The 19571-nt window shown below is 52.3% G+C and carries 22 protein-coding genes; 2 read left to right on the forward strand and 20 right to left on the reverse strand.

Annotated elements, in window-relative coordinates; genetic code table 11:
* The 7 genes from NST23_RS15075 to NST23_RS15105 form a co-directional block, all read right to left on the reverse strand.
* On the reverse strand, positions 1-171 hold the full coding sequence (locus NST23_RS15075; RefSeq protein WP_122965497.1) for a YycC family protein: 171 nt from the start codon (positions 169-171) through the stop codon (positions 1-3).
* 161 nt (positions 172-332) lie between these two features.
* Positions 333-536: a hypothetical protein gene (locus NST23_RS15080; RefSeq protein ID WP_173596587.1), complete on the reverse strand. Its 204-nt coding sequence runs from the start codon at positions 534-536 to the stop codon at positions 333-335.
* Positions 537-707: 171 nt separating this feature from the next.
* The gene (locus tag NST23_RS15085) at positions 708-1241 is read right to left on the reverse strand and encodes a TlpA family protein disulfide reductase (RefSeq protein ID WP_122965436.1); all 534 of its coding nucleotides are present in this window, start codon (positions 1239-1241) and stop codon (positions 708-710) included.
* Positions 1242-1265: 24 nt separating this feature from the next.
* Entirely contained in the window at positions 1266-1976 is a 711-nt protein-coding gene (locus NST23_RS15090; protein WP_122965435.1) for a cytochrome c biogenesis CcdA family protein, read from the reverse strand.
* 288 nt (positions 1977-2264) lie between these two features.
* Positions 2265-3497, reverse strand: coding sequence for an efflux RND transporter periplasmic adaptor subunit (locus NST23_RS15095; protein ID WP_122965434.1), 1233 nt, complete (start codon positions 3495-3497; stop codon positions 2265-2267).
* 30 nt (positions 3498-3527) lie between these two features.
* Complete coding sequence (locus NST23_RS15100; RefSeq protein WP_122965433.1) at positions 3528-6662, reverse strand: efflux RND transporter permease subunit; 3135 nt, start codon at positions 6660-6662, stop codon at positions 3528-3530.
* 76 nt (positions 6663-6738) lie between these two features.
* Positions 6739-7125: a MarR family winged helix-turn-helix transcriptional regulator gene (locus tag NST23_RS15105; protein ID WP_063230942.1), complete on the reverse strand. Its 387-nt coding sequence runs from the start codon at positions 7123-7125 to the stop codon at positions 6739-6741.
* A gap of 209 nt (positions 7126-7334) precedes the next feature.
* Here NST23_RS15105 and NST23_RS15110 point away from each other — a divergent pair, with 209 nt between their 5' ends.
* Both NST23_RS15110 and NST23_RS15115 read left to right on the forward strand, forming a co-directional pair.
* Complete coding sequence (locus NST23_RS15110) at positions 7335-8537, forward strand: sensor histidine kinase (RefSeq protein WP_122965432.1); 1203 nt, start codon at positions 7335-7337, stop codon at positions 8535-8537.
* Positions 8534-9211: a response regulator gene (locus NST23_RS15115; RefSeq protein ID WP_122965431.1), complete on the forward strand. Its 678-nt coding sequence runs from the start codon at positions 8534-8536 to the stop codon at positions 9209-9211. Before NST23_RS15110 ends, NST23_RS15115 begins: the two co-directional genes overlap by 4 nt.
* 9 nt (positions 9212-9220) lie before the next feature.
* Here NST23_RS15115 and NST23_RS15120 read toward each other — a convergent pair whose 3' ends face one another.
* From NST23_RS15120 to NST23_RS15180, 13 genes are all read right to left on the reverse strand, one after another.
* Positions 9221-9721: a hypothetical protein gene (locus tag NST23_RS15120; protein ID WP_233454134.1), complete on the reverse strand. Its 501-nt coding sequence runs from the start codon at positions 9719-9721 to the stop codon at positions 9221-9223.
* A 258-nt stretch (positions 9722-9979) separates the two neighbouring features.
* Positions 9980-11341, reverse strand: coding sequence for a two-component system sensor histidine kinase NtrB (locus tag NST23_RS15125; protein ID WP_233454133.1), 1362 nt, complete (start codon positions 11339-11341; stop codon positions 9980-9982).
* Between the two features lie 492 nt (positions 11342-11833).
* Positions 11834-12124 carry an antibiotic biosynthesis monooxygenase family protein gene (locus NST23_RS15130; RefSeq protein WP_122965428.1) on the reverse strand — a complete coding sequence of 97 codons (291 nt, stop codon included), beginning with the start codon at positions 12122-12124 and terminating at the stop codon, positions 11834-11836.
* Positions 12125-12204: 80 nt separating this feature from the next.
* On the reverse strand, positions 12205-13113 hold the full coding sequence (locus NST23_RS15135; protein ID WP_122965427.1) for a hypothetical protein: 909 nt from the start codon (positions 13111-13113) through the stop codon (positions 12205-12207).
* An 89-nt stretch (positions 13114-13202) separates the two neighbouring features.
* The gene (gene thiE / locus NST23_RS15140) at positions 13203-13865 is read right to left on the reverse strand and encodes a thiamine phosphate synthase (RefSeq protein ID WP_122965426.1); all 663 of its coding nucleotides are present in this window, start codon (positions 13863-13865) and stop codon (positions 13203-13205) included.
* The gene (locus NST23_RS15145) at positions 13862-14491 is read right to left on the reverse strand and encodes a thiamine phosphate synthase (RefSeq protein WP_173596583.1); all 630 of its coding nucleotides are present in this window, start codon (positions 14489-14491) and stop codon (positions 13862-13864) included. The genes thiE and NST23_RS15145 overlap by 4 nt, the downstream gene beginning before the upstream one ends.
* Positions 14481-14837 carry a hypothetical protein gene (locus tag NST23_RS15150; protein WP_063230933.1) on the reverse strand — a complete coding sequence of 119 codons (357 nt, stop codon included), beginning with the start codon at positions 14835-14837 and terminating at the stop codon, positions 14481-14483. Before NST23_RS15150 ends, NST23_RS15145 begins: the two co-directional genes overlap by 11 nt.
* 164 nt (positions 14838-15001) lie before the next feature.
* Positions 15002-15133: a hypothetical protein gene (locus tag NST23_RS15155; protein WP_255679059.1), complete on the reverse strand. Its 132-nt coding sequence runs from the start codon at positions 15131-15133 to the stop codon at positions 15002-15004.
* A 55-nt stretch (positions 15134-15188) separates the two neighbouring features.
* Complete coding sequence (locus tag NST23_RS15160) at positions 15189-15605, reverse strand: DUF3054 domain-containing protein (protein ID WP_242771209.1); 417 nt, start codon at positions 15603-15605, stop codon at positions 15189-15191.
* 93 nt (positions 15606-15698) lie between these two features.
* Positions 15699-16289: a GNAT family N-acetyltransferase gene (locus NST23_RS15165; protein WP_217021225.1), complete on the reverse strand. Its 591-nt coding sequence runs from the start codon at positions 16287-16289 to the stop codon at positions 15699-15701.
* A gap of 123 nt (positions 16290-16412) precedes the next feature.
* Entirely contained in the window at positions 16413-17939 is a 1527-nt protein-coding gene (locus tag NST23_RS15170) for a tripartite tricarboxylate transporter permease (RefSeq protein WP_340964032.1), read from the reverse strand.
* Positions 17940-17952: 13 nt separating this feature from the next.
* Positions 17953-18417, reverse strand: a complete 465-nt coding sequence (locus tag NST23_RS15175) for a tripartite tricarboxylate transporter TctB family protein (RefSeq protein ID WP_173596578.1) — start codon at positions 18415-18417, stop codon at positions 17953-17955.
* Positions 18418-18450: 33 nt separating this feature from the next.
* Positions 18451-19488, reverse strand: a complete 1038-nt coding sequence (locus NST23_RS15180; protein WP_173596577.1) for a Bug family tripartite tricarboxylate transporter substrate binding protein — start codon at positions 19486-19488, stop codon at positions 18451-18453.
* Positions 19489-19571 lie beyond the last annotated feature (83 nt).

The following is a 19571-nucleotide window of genomic DNA, read 5'->3' on the forward strand; positions in this document are numbered from 1 at the left end:
TTACTCGGATGGGTCAGGTTCTTGCTTGTTTGTTTCCTGTTCCTGCTTGGCCAGTTCCATCATTTTTTGCAAAAGAATGTGTTGCGGCATGTGCATCAGCCGCTCCAGGGGAACGTTCAAGGCTTCTGCAAGCTTAACGGCGGTGTCCGGTGAGATTTGCAAGGGACGCATGAAAAAACAGCTCCTTTCTGTGCCAAATACGCTTTCTCCAGTATAATACATGGCGTCCTGTGCCGCCAGAGAGAGGCTTGCGCCCGAAAAGCACAAAGAGATAACCCCGCCGCTCCATCTGCTGGGATTATCTCCTGACCGTCGGGCGCCTCTGCCTCGCTCTACGCCTTTGGTTTGGTAAGAATACAGGGAACCCCGTTTCCGATCGCACCAGGCTGGGACATGCGCTCCAAATACGCCAAGCCACGCTCGCATTGCTGTTTGCACGCCAGGCATGTACTGGACGTCACGATTTTAAGATTCAACTGATTGGGATGCTGCCGACTGTTTTTCTTCTTTACTTTCTTGCCTTTGCCCTTGGCCATTCGCTCCCCTCCCTTTGCCCTGGTGCTCTAGTCTATGAAGGAGAACAACCCCGCTCTTTAGGCAAACATACAAAACGGAATGACCCTGTGCAAAATAGGCAGGCACTCCCAAGCGCGCCCAGCAAAAGAAAACCGCAGGCAAATTGTCGCCCGCGGTTCGGTTTCCACTCTTTATTTTTTGCCGTTCAAAAGCTGGCGAAGTTCCAGCTCCAATGTGCCTGCGTCGATCATCCCGATAATCTTTTTGCGGACGATTCCTTCTGTGTCAATCAGGTAGGTCGTGGGAAATGCCTGGACGAGATAGCGGTTCGACACGGAGCCACTGACATCCATCGGGATGGGAAAAGTCAGCTTGTAGGACTGCACAAACGCTTGCGCTGCCTCAGGGCTGTCATTGCTCGTGACATTCACCCCGTACATGTCGATCTGCCCGCCGTACTTCTCGTACATTTTTTGCAGGTCAGGCGCTTCCATCCGGCACGGCCCGCACCACGATGCCCAAAAGTTGAGAACGACAGGCTTGCTTCGCTTGCCCTCAACTTTGTACGTCTGGTTGTCCAGCCCGGTCAAAGTAAAGGACGGCGCCATAAAGCCTACTTCCGGTTTTTGTACGTTGGCTACGACTGGCGCTGACTCCTGGGGCTTTTCCCACACAGCTGCTCCAACTCCCGCAACAATCAGCACAACCAGCAACAGCTTTTTCATTTCGTCACCTCTGCATGACCTGATCTAAAATCCGGTAAAGCCTCCGAACAATTGAATGAGCACGCGAGTAATGTCCGTCAATTTGTCGGTGTACAAGAGCACGCCGAACAAAATCATGACGCCCCCGCCGACTTTCATGAATTGATCCGAATATTTGACGATCGCCTTCACTTTACTGATGAAGAATGTCATAACGAAAAACGGAATGGCAAAGCCGAGTGTATAGGCCAATGTGTACGTCAACGCCCGGGACGGATCGGTTACCCCAAGCACGATAATGCCGGAGAGGATTGGTCCCACACAAGGCGTCCATCCAGCAGCATAGGTCATTCCCACCAGTATGGACCCAGTATACCCCAAAGGTCTTGATTTTAAATCGACCTTGAAAGAGCGCATCATCCAGTCCATTTTAAACACTTGCAGCATGATCAGCCCGATAACGACCAGCAAAATGCCGCCAAGCTGCCGGATGAGATCCTTTTGATTGACGAACAGGCTGCCGATCCAAGAGGTCGAAAGTCCCAAGGCAATAAAAATGATCGAAAAACCAATAATGAAAAAAAGCGTATGTAATAACGCCTGCTTTTGAAAAACCGCTCTTCCCTTCTTCACTTCATCCACGGTAACCCCTGTTATGTAGGACAAAAAGGACGGATAAAGCGGCAGACAGCACGGCGAAATAAACGAGAGAAAACCCGCTGCAAACGCCAAAAACACCGTAAGATTCCCAGTCATATGTACCTCCGAAAGGTTGTTTCATCCACTATATTCCTTATTGTAGCGAATCTTTCCCCCCTTCAAAAGTGGAAGCGACACTTTGCCTTAAATCCGTGACATTTAAGGTTACGTAATATATGTTATGTAATCTAATCTAATTTCTTTCCCAGACGGCTCCTCCTCGTCGTTCCATGCAAAAAAAAGAGACGGATTTCCATCCGCCTCTTTTCGTTCTTTTGTTAATCACTCGCGCTTCCCTTACTCGAATTACAAGCACAAGCACAAGCGCTGGCTGTACAGCCGCCTTTACTCCTGAACGCTTACCTTGCCGCCGTCCTGAAGCAAAGTGATTCCCGTTACGACAAGCTTGTCGCCTTCAGCCAGACCACTTGTTACTTCGATCTTGTCGCTGGAAGATTTGCCGGTGACAACCTCCACCTGCTTCGCAATGTCGCCCTCCAGTTTGAACACGAACTGTTTGCCGTCGCGATCAAACACTGCTTTGCGGGAAATGACGAGCGCTTTCGCTTCGCTCGCTCCCTCGGACGGGAACGTCACATTGACGACCATGTCCGATTTCAGCTCGTTGGCAGGATTCGGGATGCTGATTTCCACTGGATACGCCTTGAGTGCGGAATCCATCACAGGGCTGACCGCCGTTACTTTGGCATCAAGCGTCTTGCCTGTCGATTGTACGTTTACTTTTACGACTGTCCCGACTTTGACTTTGGTGATGTCTGCTTCGGACAGGTTGGCTTTCACCAACAGCGGATTCGTATTGACCACGACGACGACTGGCTGTTGGCCTGTCATTTGTCCGACTGCTCCGCTTACGCTGGAGACAAATCCGTTGATGGGAGAAGTCACAGTCGCATTAGCCAGTTGCTCGCGAGCGTTTTGCAAGCTGACAGCAGACTGTTTGGCAGATGCTGCGGATACTTGCACACCGGACTTTTGCTGGGCAACCTGCACACTTTGCTGGGCGTTGTCATAGGCCATCTGCGCGTTGGTTAACTGAATGTTCGCTTGTTCCATTTGCTGCGCTGAGATCGCACCTTGCGTGAAAAGCTGATTCATCCGCTGCTGGTTCACCTTGGCATCGGCCAAAGCAACTTCCGCCTGCTTCAGTCCGTTTTTCGCCTGCACCAAGCCTTGATCGGAACTGCTTCCAGCCTGATTCAAGCTTGCCTGCGCCAGCTGGTAGGCAGCTTCCGCCTGCTTGACGCTGTTGAGCAGTTCTTTTTCATCCAGTTTGAACAACACTTGGCCTTTGGTCACATACTGACCGAGTTTGACAGGCAAAGAAGTAATTTTCCCGCCCATTTTCGGGGAGATTTGCACCTCTTCGCTCGGTGCCAGTTTGGCCGTCAGACCTGACTCGGTTGTCACAGAACCTGTCGTCACCGTTTCAATCTGCACAGGTGTTGCCGCCGCTTCCGCCGTTTCTTGCTGTGCTGGTTCCGCTTGCGGGCTGGAACAACCTGCCACGAGGCTGATCGCCAATACGGCCAAAATGACGGGTTTTATGCTAAGTTTCATGAATGTCCCTCCTCATCCCACAAACGCTTCTTACGATTCCAAAGCGGGAACGGTTTTCTTTTGTTTCAACAGTTTCTTTGCTTTGCGTTTCTCGCGTCTTTCCCGACGCTTTTTGCCCATATCGTCAAACCACGCAGTCACGACCGGCACCAGAACCAGTGTAATCAAGGTGGCAAAACTCAGACCAAAAATAACCGTGACGGCCATCGGAGCTTGTGTCTCTGTACCCGAACCGCCCGAGAACGCCAGCGGTCCAATCGCGAGAATCGTCGTCAGTGTCGTCATCAAAATCGGACGCAGACGGATTGGTCCGGCGTGCAGAATCGCTTCGCGCAGCTCCCAGCCTTTTGCCCGCAACTGGTTGATGTAGTCGATCAACACGATCGCGTTGTTCACGACCAGACCGATCAGGAGAATGTAACCGATCAACACGGATACGCTGATCGTCGTTCCTGTCACCAGCAGTCCAAGCAGAACGCCTGTCACTGTCGGCGGAACCGAGAACATGATGATAAACGGACTGTAGAACGATTCGAACTGGGCAGCCATAACCATGTACAGAAGCACTACGGAGAGCAGAATAGCCAGTGCGAGACTGCCGAACGATTCAGCCATGTCCTCGCTTTGTCCGCCAAACTCCAGTTTGTAGCCATCCGGGAGGTTCAGCTTGTTCATTTTCGCCGTAATTTCTTGTGTAACAGAGTTCAGGTCGCGCCCTGCCAGATCACTCGTAATTTGCACTTCACGCGTCAAATTCGAGCGGTTAATCGTCAGCGGTACGTCTACCTTGCTAATCGACGCAACCGATGTCAAAGCGATTTGCGCTCCACCTGGCGCAGCAATCCGCAAGTTGTTCAAGTAGTTGATATCTTCCTGATAATTTTCCGGCAGCTTCAGGTTAATGTCAATCTCATTGTCGCCTGTACGGTATTTGGTGACCGTTTGACCTTGGAAGGCTGTGCGGACACTGGAGAGAATCTGTCCAGTTGTCAGTCCGTACAAGCTCGCTTTTTCAGCGTCCACTTTCACTTCAAATTCTTGACGGGACGCTTCCAGACTGGTGGTCACGTTGCTTGTGCCAGGCACTTTCTCCACTTCGCCTTTGACGATCGAGCTGATGTCTTTCAGGACAGCCAAATCGTCACCGCGAACAGTCAGCTGGATCGGCGAGCCTGTGGACATGCCTTGTGCAGCGCTGACCTTGATTTCCGGTCCGGGAATCGTTTTCAGCTGATTCTGCAAATCCATGACAATCTCATTGGAGGAGCGTTTCCGCTCAGTCACATCGACGAGCATCAATGTGATCGTCGCCTGGTTGGAGGACAGTGTGCTCGCAATTGGCGAACCGTTGCTGCCGATTGATGTTGCCACAATGTCTTTCTCCGGCACTTTGTTTACGATGTCTTCAATTTGCTTCGCGACTTTTTCCGTCTCAGCCAGAACTGTACCGTTTGGCATTTTGATCGATACGGAAATCTGCCCCTGGTCCATGCTCGGGATGAACTCTGCGCCGATCAGCGGAGTCAGAGCCAGCGAGCCGACCATCATGATAACCGAGGAGAACAAAACGGTTTTTCTGTGGCCCAATGCCCATACCAACAGTTTTTGATAGCCTTTTTCCACTTTGCCAAAGCCGATGTTGAACCAAGTAACCGGGTTGATTCCCCGATAGTTTTCGTGATTCGCATGATTCGGTACTTTTTTCAAAATACGCGAGCTGAGCATCGGCACCAACAGGATCGAGAAGACGAGTGCCGCAATATGCGAGTACACGACTGTCAATGCCAGCGGGCCAAACAGCTCGGATGCGATCCCTTCCGTCAGGGCAATCGGCAAAAATACGCAAATTTGCGCCAAGGCAGACGCCATAACGGCTGTACCTACTTCTTTGGAACCGGTGAGCGCCGCTTCCATCATGCCTTTGCCTTGTTCACGCTGGCGGAAAATGTTCTCCAGCATAACGACCGCAAAGTCAATCAAGGAGCCGAGACCGAGCGTCAAACCGGATAGCGAGATCAGGTTGATCGTCTGTCCTGTCATGTACATCAACAGGAAGGTCGCGACAATCGATACAGGCAACACGATGACAGCGATCAGCATCGATTGCAGGCTGCCCAAGAAGAAGAACAGCAGGATGATACCGACCAGTCCACCGAGCAGCGCGTGTTCTGCTGTCGTGTAGATCGAATCTTTAATGTAGGTCGAAGTGTCAAGCGTCGTGATGATTTCCATATGTTCCGGAAGATCGGCTTTGATCTTTTCCAGCTCTGCTTTCACCTCGTCGGCAACCTCGATCGTGTTGCCGCCAGAAGCCTTCGTAATGGAGATGCCAAGGCTCGGCTTGCCATTTACGTAGCTCAGTTGCGTGATGTCTTCCAACGTATCTTTTACTTGGGCGACGTCGCTCAGACGAATCGAGCTGCCTCCCACAGAAATCGGCGTCAGCGCAATTTGCTCGACGTTGGCAAATTCACCCTGAACACGGATGTTCATTTTGCTGTCGCCTTCCCGTACAGAGCCAGCGGAACCGGACAGATTGCCGCTTGACAGTGCCTGCTGGATTTGCTCCAGAGACAAGCCGTACGCAGAGAGCTTGGCTGGATCTACAATCACATCCACGACGCGATCTTGACCGCCGCTGATGGAAGCAGCCGCGACGCCGTCAATGCGCTCCAGGCGCGATTGGATCATATCTTCCGCTACTTTTTTCAGCTTGTTGACATCCTGCTCACCTGTTACGGCGAACTGAATGATCGGCTGACTGTTCGGGTCGATGCGCAGTACGCGCGGCGCTCTTGCCGAATCTGGCAAGGCTCCTCGCACCTGGTCGACTTTTTCCCGCATGTCGAGAGTAGCTTGGTCGAGGTCTGTTCCCCAGTTAAACATGAGAATGACCTGTGAAGCCCCTTCAATGGAAACAGATGAAATGCTGTCCAGGTTCGAGACCGTACCTAGCGCATTTTCTATCGGCTTCGTCACCAGTTTTTCTACCTCGGCAGGCGAGCCCCCATCCACGGACGTAACGACCACGGCAACCGGGAAATTCAATTCCGGCATCAGGTCGATCGCCAAACGAGGCAAGGAGACGAAACCGAAAATCAGCATGGCCACGGTCAGCATAATCATCGTGACCGGGCGTTTAATCGAGAGTTCAGACAGATTCAAATCCACTCACCTCTTCTAGAAAACTTGACATGGCCAATCGTTTCCTTTGGGCATCGTCGTTTGCCCAAAGTGACAATCAGCCGGTTATTTCCTTCTTTTGGGAGAACAATTCTTGCAGCGCATGAAGAGATGAGATCGCGTGAGGATCTTCCAGCTTCATTTCCTGTTGTTCAGACACGCGTTCCGTCAACGATACCCAGACAATTCGACGGTCGGTTTGATCCCGAAAACGACGCACCAGATTTTCCTGCTCCATCCTGTTGATCAATCCTGAAGTTGTACTGTACGAAAGATCGACAGCCTTGCAAATCTCCCCCATTGTCTTAGCACCGCTGCTGATCTGTTCCAAAATCAGCACTTGCTGCCAGTTCAGCTCGCTTGAGTCCAGTTCTTTTTTGGAGATTGAAGTAAACAAGGCGCTCGCTTCTCTCAGGAGCTTTGCCAACTGAATCAGTTCTTTCATGAAAGCCTCCCTCACTATCCCTCATGACCCATACTCATCCTAGCCAATCTTAATCTTTATTTGCAAGATTTATTCTACCTTTCGTCATGGGTAGTGAAGTCTATCAGCAGGTTGATTTCCAGGTGGACGGCGTCTATCTGGAGATAGACGACACCCCATGCTAGAATGAAAGTAAATGATCATCCGGCCAGAGAAAGAAGGACATCTGTTTGCTGAAACTGAGTATAAAAGCAGTTCAAAAACGTTTGCTGATCATCTGGTTCTCCATTTTGATTGTGCTTGCCTTGTTGCCTGACTCGTTCATGCGCGAGACTCCCTTACAGTTTTCACTTACGATTGTACTATTCTTTTGTTACATTGTGGTCTTCTGGATTTCAAAAAGGAACTGGAAGCCGTACCAATTTGAGCTAGTGACGATCATGCTCGGCATCATGTCTTTGCTAAAAGGCATTGTTGCCGGGGGAGAAAGCTTCGGATTGATGCTACCGCTTGCGGTGTTTATCGGCTTTTACATTGAAGGACGGCGTGCGCTGGCTTACGCGACTTTTTTTGGCGCGTGCACCACGTTGTTTTTGTATTTTGACGGCATCCTTAAATTCCCGCATATCATTCCGTTTATCCTCACGTACATCGGCTGCTATATCGGTGCGCGCGGATACCGGATTCAAAACGAAGCGTACAAAACCAATCAGTCCCATCTGGAAGAGCTGCAAAAGGCCCATACGGAGTTGCAGGAAGCCCACTCCCAGCTGCAAGAAGCCGCTCTACATTCTTTGCAGGTAGCCGTTCTGGAAGAAAGAACGCGGATTGCCCGGGATATTCACGACGCTTTGGGTCACAGTCTGACCTCGCTGATCGTCCAGTTGCACGCCTTGAAATACATGCTGCAAGACGGCCCGGAGCACGCGCAGGAAGCGGTGCGCAACATGCTCGGTGTAGCCAAACAAAGCCTGGACGAAATCCGCACCTCCGTGCATACGCTCGCCATGGATAAAACGTCGCTCGGACTGACTCCGCTGCGCGCGTTGCTGTCCCAGGCCCAAAAACATACCGGGATCAAAATGGAGCTGCTTTCCGCCGATCTGGACATTCCGCTCTCCCAGGAGCTGACGATCACGTTTTACCGAATTTTACAGGAAGCAATTACGAATACATTGCGCCACTCCAACGCGAAGGAAATTTTGGTTATGATTGAACAACGGGGCAATTCGCTGTTTTTCTCGATTCAGGACGATGGCAACATTACGCCCGAGGATCATATCCAGCCTGGATTTGGGCTGACGGGAATCGCCGAGCGGATTAAACAGTTGAACGGCAGCCTGTCTTACTTCGCAAAAGAACCGCATGGATTCAGACTCGATGTCACATTGCCAATCGAGCATTTGGAAAAAGAAGGGAGCATGCGAACATGACCGATTCAACCAAAAATATTCGTGTGGTCCTCGTGGATGATCAAACTATGATTCGCCAAGGGCTGGGGTACGTGATCCAGATGCAGCCGGATATGCAGGTAGTCGGAGAAGCTTCGGACGGGGAAGAAGCCGTGGAGCTGGTGGGGAAAATCACGCCGGATGTCGTGCTGATGGACGTCCAGATGCCGAAAAAATCAGGGATCGAAGCAACCAGGGAGATCATGCGCATGCATCCCGCCGTCAAAGTGTTGATTTTGACCACTTTTGACAATCACAATTACGTCGTGGAAGGAATCCGCGCTGGCGCCGTCGGCTATATGCTCAAAGATGCCGATTCGCAGGAGATGCTCGATCTGATCCGCAGAGCCTCCCAGGGGGAAGCTCTCTTCCATACGGTAACAGCCGCCAAGGCGCTCGCCGAAGCATTGAAGGCTCAGCCAAGCGTCGCGGACGTGACCGTTGCCCCCTCGGCTTTGCTCGACGAGTTGACAGACCGCGAGCTTGATGTCCTCCAGCAAATCGCCTACGGGTATCGCAATGACCAGATCGCCCAAAACTTGTTTATATCGGAAGGCACAGTAAAAACACACGTCCACCGCATTTTACAAAAAATGGGTGTGGAAGATCGAACACAGGCAGTCGCCAAGGCTCTGCGGCTCAAAATTGTAAAATAACGGAAATTTTCAGACAGAGACATGCAGGGCGATGCGAGTGCCGTCGTCCTGCAAAGTCCACAGCGACATCCCCTCTTCCAAACGAGCGATAGCCATGGCCTCTTGGACGGCAACCACGGCTTTTTCCAGATCGATCACGCGGCAGCAAACAGCAAGCTTGCCCTCGCTGTCATCTCCTCCATCGCAATGCCCATTTCCGGTTTTGCCGAGACATTCATCCAGCAACTGTTCAATGAAATAGCGCATCTCCACATCTGATTCCGACAGATGCGGGAAGCAAACGATCAGCTTTTGCAAGTCTTCTTCCGCAAGCTCGACGTAGCCCTTCTCCTTCATTTCTTCCGCCCAGACTTTCAGGACGTGCTTCGGCTTTCCCTCGATTTGTTCAGCCACAATCGCGTAATGGTCGCCGATTTCTCCCACATGACCGTAATGTACCGAATACAAACGGTCTGTTTCGTCATACCATACCTCCCAGTAGCTCCACCTCTTTTCGTTTTTCAGCAGCATGCGGATCACTTGATGTTCACTCCGTTCCGTCTTTTTGTAAATTATTCCACTGAACGACACGGTTTGACAACAACTCGACAAAAAATTGATTCAAAAGACTTGCAACCTTTTCAAAACAAAGGACTACATGACCAGTTTGAAAACTAAAAAAGCGATTTCTCTCTGTCTTTTGACGCAAGGGAAGGCCGCTTCGACCCAGCCCTGTTTTCGCGCATGCAAAAAAGACGGATGAATCATCCGTCTTTTGCTCGTGTCTGCTTATGTTCTCGCTGCAACAGATAGCGGCAGGCGAATTTCAAAACGTGCTCCATTCAATCGCGGCGAGTTCTCCGCAAAAATCTCGCCTCCGTGATCGGCAATGATTCGCTGTGTCGTGGACAAGCCGAGCCCCGTTCCCTCTTGTTTGGTCGTGTAAAACGGCACGAACAAATTTTCCAGACAAGCAGGACTAAGACCTGGTCCGTTGTCCTCCACGACGATGACGACTTGGCTGATCGAGGCGTACACGGTGACGCGCACAACGCTGCCTTGTGTCAGCAAAGCTTCAAACGCGTTTTTCATGATATTCAGGATGGCCTGCTTGATCCGGGAACGATAGCCAAAAACGTACCATTCACCGGGTGTAATATCCAGCTCCAGTTTGATGCCTCTGCGATTGGCTTCTGGCTCCAGTAAACGAATGACCCCATAAAGCTCGTCCAGCACAAGAAAGCGCTCGGAAACAATTTTGTCATCCCTGTACCGGGCCAAAACCAGCACGTCATTCAGCAAACCGTCAATGCGCTCGATCTCCGTCAAGATGACGGAAAAATACGACTCGCTGCGCGCAGAATTTCCTTGCTCGCGCAACAGTTGAATAAAGCCTTTGATCGAAGTGAGCGGATTGCGGATCTCGTGCGCCATCCCGGCAGCCAATTGCCCGACCGCCGCCAGTGCTTCCCGCTTGTTCAGCTCTTCTTCGTATCGTTTGTTCTCCGTGATGTTGCGAAGCACAGCGATAGCGCCCCACATTTCGCCCATGTAAAAAATCGGACTGGTGCTGACTGTCGTCCACTTCGAGTTGTACTCTGCCATGTAATGGCCCGACTGACCGCGCTCTACGACCCATTGCACAAAGCGCTCGCTCTCATGCGGCAAAAATGCTTCATCGATGTTTTTTCCAATAATTTGCTCGCGTTTGACGCCAAACAGGTGGCACAGCGCATGGTTTGCCTCAATGATTTTCAGGCTGCGGTCAATCATCAAGACAGCGATATCGCTCGAATGCAAAACCAGTTGTACCAGCTCTTGCTCGGCAAGGACGGCAAACTGTTCCCCTTGCGCCTTTTCCACAGATGTTCCGGTATTTTCTCGTTGTTTTTCTTCATTGTAGATGCTTACCACTTGTGCGATCAACTGATCCATCGCCTGATAAAAAGCGAATTGTTCCCGCAAAAGCTCCAGCTGCTCGGCTTCGCTCGAAACGAATGTGGCAGCATCATAGTTCATCTGCTCCATGATGCTGTCCCGGCATACTCGGATGCACTGTACCAGGGTGGCAACATTCAATCCGTGCAGGAAGCACTTGTAAGCCATTTCGTTAACTTCTTGTTCCAAAGCCGTAGAATCGTTTGATTTCACGGCTTCCGCCCAACGAATAAGCAGTTGGACTAGCAAAGCCTCAGTTTGTGCGCGGTCTCCCAGAAGCGAAGCAGAGTGGTCGTGTTTATCAGAAAGAAAGGAAAACGTTTTGGCCACCGCAGCAGGGGCCAAATGAGTAAGATACTTACTTATTCGATTTTTCAAAACGCTCTGACTCCTTTTCTTCTTGCTTCATTGAGGCCATCGTTCAAGTATGTATAATAGTGATTCTATTATGGACACAAAACCGACATGATGTAAAGCAAAGTGTCACGCAAAACAGATAGATTCTCGCGATGCGCTCCGCCATCCTGGCACCCGGGTTTGCTTGGATGAGCGGTTGCTCATTTTCACAGCAGATGAAACCGCTTTCCTATCTCCTTCTATCATATCACGATCAAGCATGAGTTTGGTAAAAAAACCTTTATTGTTCAATCATTACGAAAAAAAGCATTTGTCCAGCAAAGACAAATGCTTCTTTTTGCCTACATTCTAGGAGTTAGCTTTCACATGGTAGTTGCGCAAGTCCGATTTTACCGGACTGTTTTGGTTTGTCCCAGAATGGGCCCGCTTGAAGGCTTCGCTTTGCGTCCAGTTTTGGAATGATTCCTCGTCTGTCCATTTGGTGAAGACGATATACTCATCTCCTTCTGTTGGAGCCAGGAAAAGAAATTCAAGGAAACCGGGAACCTCTTTCATCCGTTCGCCACCGCCGCCAAACGCCCGTTCGAGGTGGGATTGGTAGTCAGCAGGAACTTTCAGCCTGTTCATCGATACGTACATGCTTGTCCACGTCCTTTTCTAAATGGGTTACCCTTCCATTATACAACGTCCTTGCCAAAAACCAAAAAACCGCAGACGCTTCAGTCACGCCTGCGATTGATTTGTTGTTCCAGCATAATGTCCATCAGCAATGTGTCCTGCAAAGGGTCTTTTGGATCGACGGTCAAAAGGGCTGCCACTGCCGCCATGGCGCAGCGCACGGATTGGTATGAGTAAAAAGCATCGCGTTCGGTTTCACTAAACAAAGACAAGTCGGATCGCTCCTGAACCGGGTACGGAAAGTCCGTCTCCACACCTGCCCGATCCAGTACGATCAGCGCCTGCTTGATGGCGAGCAACGCTGCGCTGACGCTTAGTCCATACTCCTTGCGCAAGTCATCCCATACTTGAAAAGCGGACTTTTCCACTCTCTCCTGATTCGGTCGCGAGATGATCCCTGATTTGCGCCCTTCCTTCAATAGCCAGTCGACAAAGATGTCGTGCCGCGGTGGAAACGCATACACTTGCAGCTTCATTTCCAACTCGGTCGGAAAATCTTTGGCAAAGCGCGCGTGAGCCAATGACATTTCGTATCGTCTGGAAGGATGGCCAGGCACTGTAACAAAAACCGTATCCTGACGAACGGCGGCAATCTGCAGCTTCGTTCTGGCTGGAATCCTGGCTTGGGGCGCTTTTTCCCGGCGAATGTTGCCCGGAATCAACTCCGTTCCGAACTGGTGATACTCCAGGGGAGAATCAATCCACGGAATCGGTTCGCGGGTTTGAATTTCGTACAGCCCGTTAAACGTGACCCACTCGCCCGGACGCCGCTGACTGCGAATCAGGACAGCATGGACTTCTTTTTCCGGCGGCACATCGGCATCCTGATCGTCTGGTGGTGGCTGGAGCCGTTTATGTTCAATCAGGATGCAATCGTTCATGTACAGTCGTTCAAGCAACTCCCTCTTGCTGACCCATTCGTATCCGATCCGGTAAATCCGATTTTTCATCGGTTCCACCTCCTTCTGGTCGCCAGTATCGGGTTCCTTCTTGAATGAGTAATGTTACCCTACCATATGTATTCGTCTCTTTGTCCGTGCTAGATCGATCGTACAATCCGCAGCAAGTCTTCCGCAGCCTGCTTCGGCGATTCGGCTCTGCTGATCGCACTGATCACGGCAACGCCATCTGCCCCGGCCTGGCATACTTGCTTCGCGTTTTCGAGAGTGATGCCCCCGATCCCGACAATCGGCAGCTCAGCGCCAACAGCCTCGCGGATTTCCCGCAGTCCTGCCGGTCCGATCGGCTCCCCGGCATCTGCCTTCGAAGAAGTCGCAAACATCGCTCCCACTCCGATGCAGTCCGCTCCGCCGTTTTTCGCCGCAATCGCTTCCTCTACCGTGCCTGCCGATATCCCGATGTACATCGCTTCGCCGACCATGGCTCTCACCTCGGCCAAGTGCATGTCATCCTGTCCGACGTGGATACCGTCTGCTTGCAAGCGAACGGCCAAGTCTACATCGTCGTTGACGAAGAACAACGTCTGATGCTCGCGGCACAGCTCCTGGAGCTGCCGTCCGAGTTCGCAGCGTTCTTCGGAAGTCAGCTTGCTGCCTTTGTCACGAAGCTGCAACGTGCCCACTCCGCCTGCAAGCGCCTCGCGAACGATCTCCACCGTTTTCTCGCGCGAAAAGCCGCAATCTTGTGTGCCGATGACAAAGTAGACGCCCATTTTGTCTCGAAGTGTTTGCCTGTCTCTCATCTCGCATTCCCCTCCCAGCGATCCAACGCCTCCCGATAGGCCAAAGCAGCCAGCTTCGCATCTGTGGCATCGGTAATTCCTGATAGTACAGCAACTCCAGCGCAGCCTGCTGCAAGCACCTCGCCTGTGCGCTCTGGCGTAATCCCGCCAAGCCCAATGACCGGGATCGTCCACGCTGCGGTTATTTTCGCCAGCTCGAACGTTCCTCTCGGCGCGAGGTTTGGCTTGGAAGCGCTTGGATAAATATGTCCATACAAAAGATAGTCTGCCCCTGCTTCCGCCGCCTGTTCCGCTTCCTCGTAGGAATGGACAGAGCGTCCCACCTTTTGTTCCGGTTGCAAAACTCGCCGGGCATCGCCGACCGCAAGACTGTGATAAGCCAGATGAGCGCCAGCACAGCCTGACGCGGCACTTACATCGACCCGATCATTGACGACAAGTGCAGAGAGCGGGACGACATTCGCCAGCGCCCGAACCCAGTCCATGCATTCTTTGGCTGTCCGCTGCTTTTCGCGAATATGCAGGAAATCCATCCCTCCCGCATAGGCAGCCTCGGCCATTCGCATGACGCTCTCCAGCGACTGTTTGCCGCTTGTGATGACGTGAAGCTGCTTTCTAGTGCGCATCCGCTTTGGCACCGCCCCCGGACAAAGCCGTCAAGCATTCCTGAAGCCATTGCGTCGTCTTTGCGTCATTGCCAGCAGGTGCCGAAGCGAGCAACTCCACGATAAGTCTTCTCAAAAAAAAGGCTTGCTGCACCGTCAGTGGAAAGGTGATCGTTTTTGGCTTTATCTCTTGCTTTTCCAGCGTCTCCACTCCGGCCAAAAGCATATCTCCGATCGACTCTACCAGCTCGCGAACCTGTTCGTTTTTGCTCAGTTCGTCGTAGCATCCGTCGTACAGTCGACACAAAATGAAAAATGCCTGTGACGACAAGGTCACCGGCTGTACGTCATGCATCGGTTCCGTCATACGGTTTTCCCCTCCACTCGCTTGAAAAACAAGACCTATTATAACACATCTTGCTGCTTGTCGAACGATTTGCCCAGGCTGACTCTGTCAGTTTCTAGCCATTATGCTGGCGCCTGTATTTCCCGAAAAAAGGCTGCGTGCCCATGAAAAAAACCGCTGAATGCTCAGCGGTCTTTGGCAGTACCTTCATTCCGATCGTTGTGCTGGGATTGGCGCAGGTTCGTGTTTTGATCGTTATGATCCAACGTTTTCCCGCGATTTTTGCCCAGGTCCTTGCTGTTGTTGTTCTTGCCCAAATGATTCACCTCCTGCTGTCATCACAGGATAGCGTAACCAATTTGGGACGGTTTATTAGTGAACAGTCTGATGTCTCGTCTTTTTCCACAGGAGATGGACGATGGCAAAAGGAAGACGCCAGCCTAAGAGAAACGCCAAAGTCACAAAGTACGCGACGGCAGCAAAAATCAGGGTGATCGGCACGCCCGTCCACCAGGCGCGGATCAAAAGGCCAATCGGTGCCGCGAGTGTCCACGTGAACAGCATCGTGAGCAGTTGCCGCCACCAAGATGAATAGGCCCGCTCCCCATACGTGCGAAACACAAACATGGCGACGATCCAACCGATTAAAAATGGCGCCAATGTCTCGCCTATTCCCCAAATCGTGACAGGCAGATTATGAGCCAGCTTCCCATAGTAAGCAAACAGCAAAAAGGCGACAAGATCCCCGACAAGCAACACGAAGCCAGTCGGCAAGATGCGGAGTCTCATGTATACCCTCTTTTCTAAACGCATGTGGAGTTTTCTCCAATGTTCACCCCTATTGTACACAGGAGAATCTGCGCCTACAATCGCTACGCCCTTTTATTCACCAAACAGCAACAATTCCAGCCGTTCCTTCACTCCCGGCCATTCGCTGTCGATGATGCTGAAGTACACCGAGTCGCGGAACAAGCCGTCCCGTCTGATCATGTGATTGCGAAGCACGCCTTCCCGGATGCCGCCGATCCGCGCAATAGCCCGCTGTGAGTTGACATTGCGCGCATCGGTTTTCAGTTGGACGCGAATACATCCCAGTTGCTCGAAGCAGTGCCGCAGCAAGAGCCACTTGCACTCCGTGTTGACGCCCGTTTTCCAGACGCTGGGGGTCAACCAGGTGAAGCCGATTTCCAGCCCGCGATCTTTTGCCGAAATCGCCAAAAATCTCGTGCTGCCAATAACGGTGCCGTCGGCGCGATTGCGGATGGCAAAAGGCAGCTCCGTTCCGGTTTCTTCCATTTTCAACGCGTTCGCGATAAAAGCCTCTGCGTCCGCCAGCGTTCGAATCTCGACAGACATATTGCTCCAGATTTCCGGAAAGTCTCCGGCTGCGAAAATTCCCTCCGCATGCTCGGGACGCAACGGTTCCAGTCTTACGAGTTTTCCTTCGAGTGTAACGGGTTCGATCGTCAACATCATCGTCTCTCCTCTGCTGTTCTGCTTGCTTGCCCAAACAGAACAGCTTCGCTAAATTTTTCCTATGATAAGGGGAGAGGCAATACCTGTCAAGGTTGAATCCGTGAAAATCGGCCCTGCGCTTTACGCTTCTTCATTAATCACAACGGTTTTTCCCCGCCGCTTCATGACGAGCGGCACGACCAGCCAGGCGAGGGCACATACAAGAAAGAGCGCGGAGAGTGGTTTGGTGTAAAAAATCGTGAAATCCCCGTTGGAAGTCGTCAAGGCACGGCGCATATTGTTCTCGATCATCGGGCCGAGTACAAGACCGAGCACGAGCGGAGCGAGCGGGAAGTCGTTTTTGTTCAGAAAATATCCAGCCAGACCGCACAGGACGAGCAAGATAAGGTCAAACGTGCTGATCTGTACCGCGTACACCCCGAACACCGAGATGGCGATAATCATCGGGAGCAAAAAGTGCGGTGGTGTCTCGATAATTTTGGCAAAAATCTTGACCAGCGGCATGTTCAGCACGAGCAGCATCAAATTTCCGATAAACATGCTGGCGATCAGACTCCAGGCGATTTGCGGGTGGTCGCTGAACAAAAGCGGCCCTGGCTGCACATTGTACATGAGCAAAGCGCCCATCAAGATCGCGGTTGTCCCGGACCCCGGGATGCCTAATGTCAAAAGCGGGATCATCGCTCCGCCTGACGCGGCGTTGTTGGCGGACTCGGGAGCAGCCACTCCGGCAATCTCGCCTTTTCCGAAGCGCTCCGGGTGCTTGCTCCACTTTTTCTCCAAAATGTAGGAAAAAAACGAGGCCAGCGTAGCGCCTGCACCAGGCAGGACGCCGATGAAAAATCCGAGCAAGGAGCCGCGAGCAATCGGAGCAGCACTCTCCTTGAGATCCTGCTTGCTGGGCAGAATCCGCCCGACTTTGATGATTTCCTGCGCAGATTGATCCCTTTCCAAAATCGTTTTGAACACTTCTCCGAGCGCGAACAATCCGACCGCTATCGTCAAAAACTCCAGCCCTTGGTACAGATCGGGAATATCGTACGTAAACCTCGCCACTCCCGACACGTTGTCGATCCCGATCGTTGCCAGCAAAAGGCCAAGCACGGTCATCATCAGCGCCTTGGTCATCGACTTGCCTCCGAGTCCGCTTACCGCGCACAGTCCGAGCAGCATAAGCGAAAAATACTCCGCCGGGCCGAACTGCAACGCCATATCAGAAAGCGGATCGGCCAAAAACACAAGCGCGATCAGCGCAACGATGCCTGCTACAAACGAACCGATGGCGGCAATCGACAGGGCCGCCCCGGCTCGCCCCTGCCTTGCCAACTGATACCCGTCCAGCGTCGTGACAACCGAAGACGATTCACCGGGCGTGTTCAGCAAAATCGATGTCGTCGATCCTCCGTACATCGCCCCGTAGTACACACCTGAAAGCAAAATCAGAGCGCTCGCCGCCGCCATCTCGGGGGGCAAGCCCGCCGTAAGCGACGCCGTCACCGGCATCAGCAAAACCACGCCGCTCATCGGGCCAATCCCCGGCAGCACGCCTACAGCCGTCCCGATCAGCACCCCGATAAACGCATAAATCAAATTTTGCCATTGGAATGCAATGAGAAATCCATCTGCCAAATAGTGCAGAGCGCTCACTATATGTCCCTCCTTAGACGCTCAACCAGGCAGGCAGCCCCGGCAGCGTCCCTTTCAGCAGTTGCACGTACACCACGTATACTCCGACGGAAAACGCCAGGGAGACGACAAGCGATTTCAGCTGACTTTTGCTGCCCATGACCAAAAATGTTGCATAAAGGAACAAAGCCGTAGCGATCACATATCCGATCATTTCCAGAAGCAGCACGTACAACACCGTCGCGGCCAGTATCGTGAAAAAGCGCTTGTACATTAGTCCCGCTTCCGCTTTGGAGTCAGAACGGTACTTCGACTGGAAAGTTTCCCAAAACAGACGCAGGCTGAGCACGACAAGCAGTAGGCCCAAGCCGAGCGGGAACAGATTCGGGCCAACCTGGCTGCCGTACGCGCTCGTGGAGATATACTGGCTCTGTGTGATAAAAAAAGCGCCGATCAGGGCAAATGCGATACTGCCGTAGCGGTCAAACCTCAGATTCATGACAACCTCCTTCTCCCCCCAGCAGTCAACGCCTTATTTCGCCATGCCGAGCGACGTCAGCAGCTCTTTTACTTGCCCATCCTGCTCTTCCAGGAAGGTGGCAAAAGCAGCGGCATCCTTGTATTCGCTCTCCCAGCCGTTTGCAGCCAGCTCCTTTTTCCACGCTTCACTCTCTGACAGTTCTTTCAGCTTGCTGTCCCAGTACGCCTTGGCATCTGCTGGCATGTTTGGCGGGCCGAACACCCCTCGCCAAATCGTGAAGACGGCGTCGATTCCTTGCTCTTTCAATGTGGGAACGTCTTTTAACTCTCCGCCCATCCGCTCTGTTGAAGTAACGCCGAGCACCCGTACTTTGCCCGCCTTCACGTATTCTCCGACGCCGGACGCGTCTGTCGCAATCATGTCCGCATTCCCGCCGAGGAGCGCTGCAATCGCTTCTCCGCCGCCATCGTAGGAGACGTATTTGACGATTTTCGGGTCAATTCCGTACTTGGCAGCGGGCAAGACGCTTACGAGATGATCCATCGATCCGGGCGCTGAACCGCCAGCCAGTGTCATTTTCGCAGGGTCTTTTTTCAGCTCTTCCAAAAAGCTTTTCATATCCTGGTGCGGCGAGTCAGCCCGGACGACCAGGGCGCCGAAATCTTTCGTCATTTGCGCCAGCGGGGTCACATCCTGGAAGCCAAACGGACTGTTTCCCTCTTTTTTGTTGTGGTTGATGAGGATCGGGGGTGAGCTGACGAACAGCTTGTAGGCGTTGCCTTTGTCCTTGCTGACGTACTCGGCCATAAATACGGTTCCGCCGCCGCCAGGCTTGTTCTCGACCGTAATCGCTTCGGTCACCAGCTTGCTCTCGTTCAACACTTTGCCGAGTGAGCGGGCTGTTTTGTCCCAGCCGCCTCCTGCACCAGAGGGAGCGACAAACACGATCGGTTTTTCCGGATAGGCAGATGCAGCAGGTGTCGGCTGGGAGCCTTGCGTGGACGTGCCGCTTCCTGCACCGCCACATGCTGCCAGAGCCAATGTGATGAACGCCGACAAAGTGATGATCACGCTTCTCTTCTTTTTCAAACAAAAATCCCCCTTCAGCCCGTTGTTTTTGTAAGCGCTGTCACGCTTGCCATTAACGTATCATGCGGGATTCGGGGGGAATA

The sequence above is a fragment of the Brevibacillus sp. FSL K6-0770 genome, assembly GCF_038000275.1.
Lineage (GTDB): Bacteria > Bacillota > Bacilli > Brevibacillales > Brevibacillaceae > Brevibacillus > Brevibacillus parabrevis.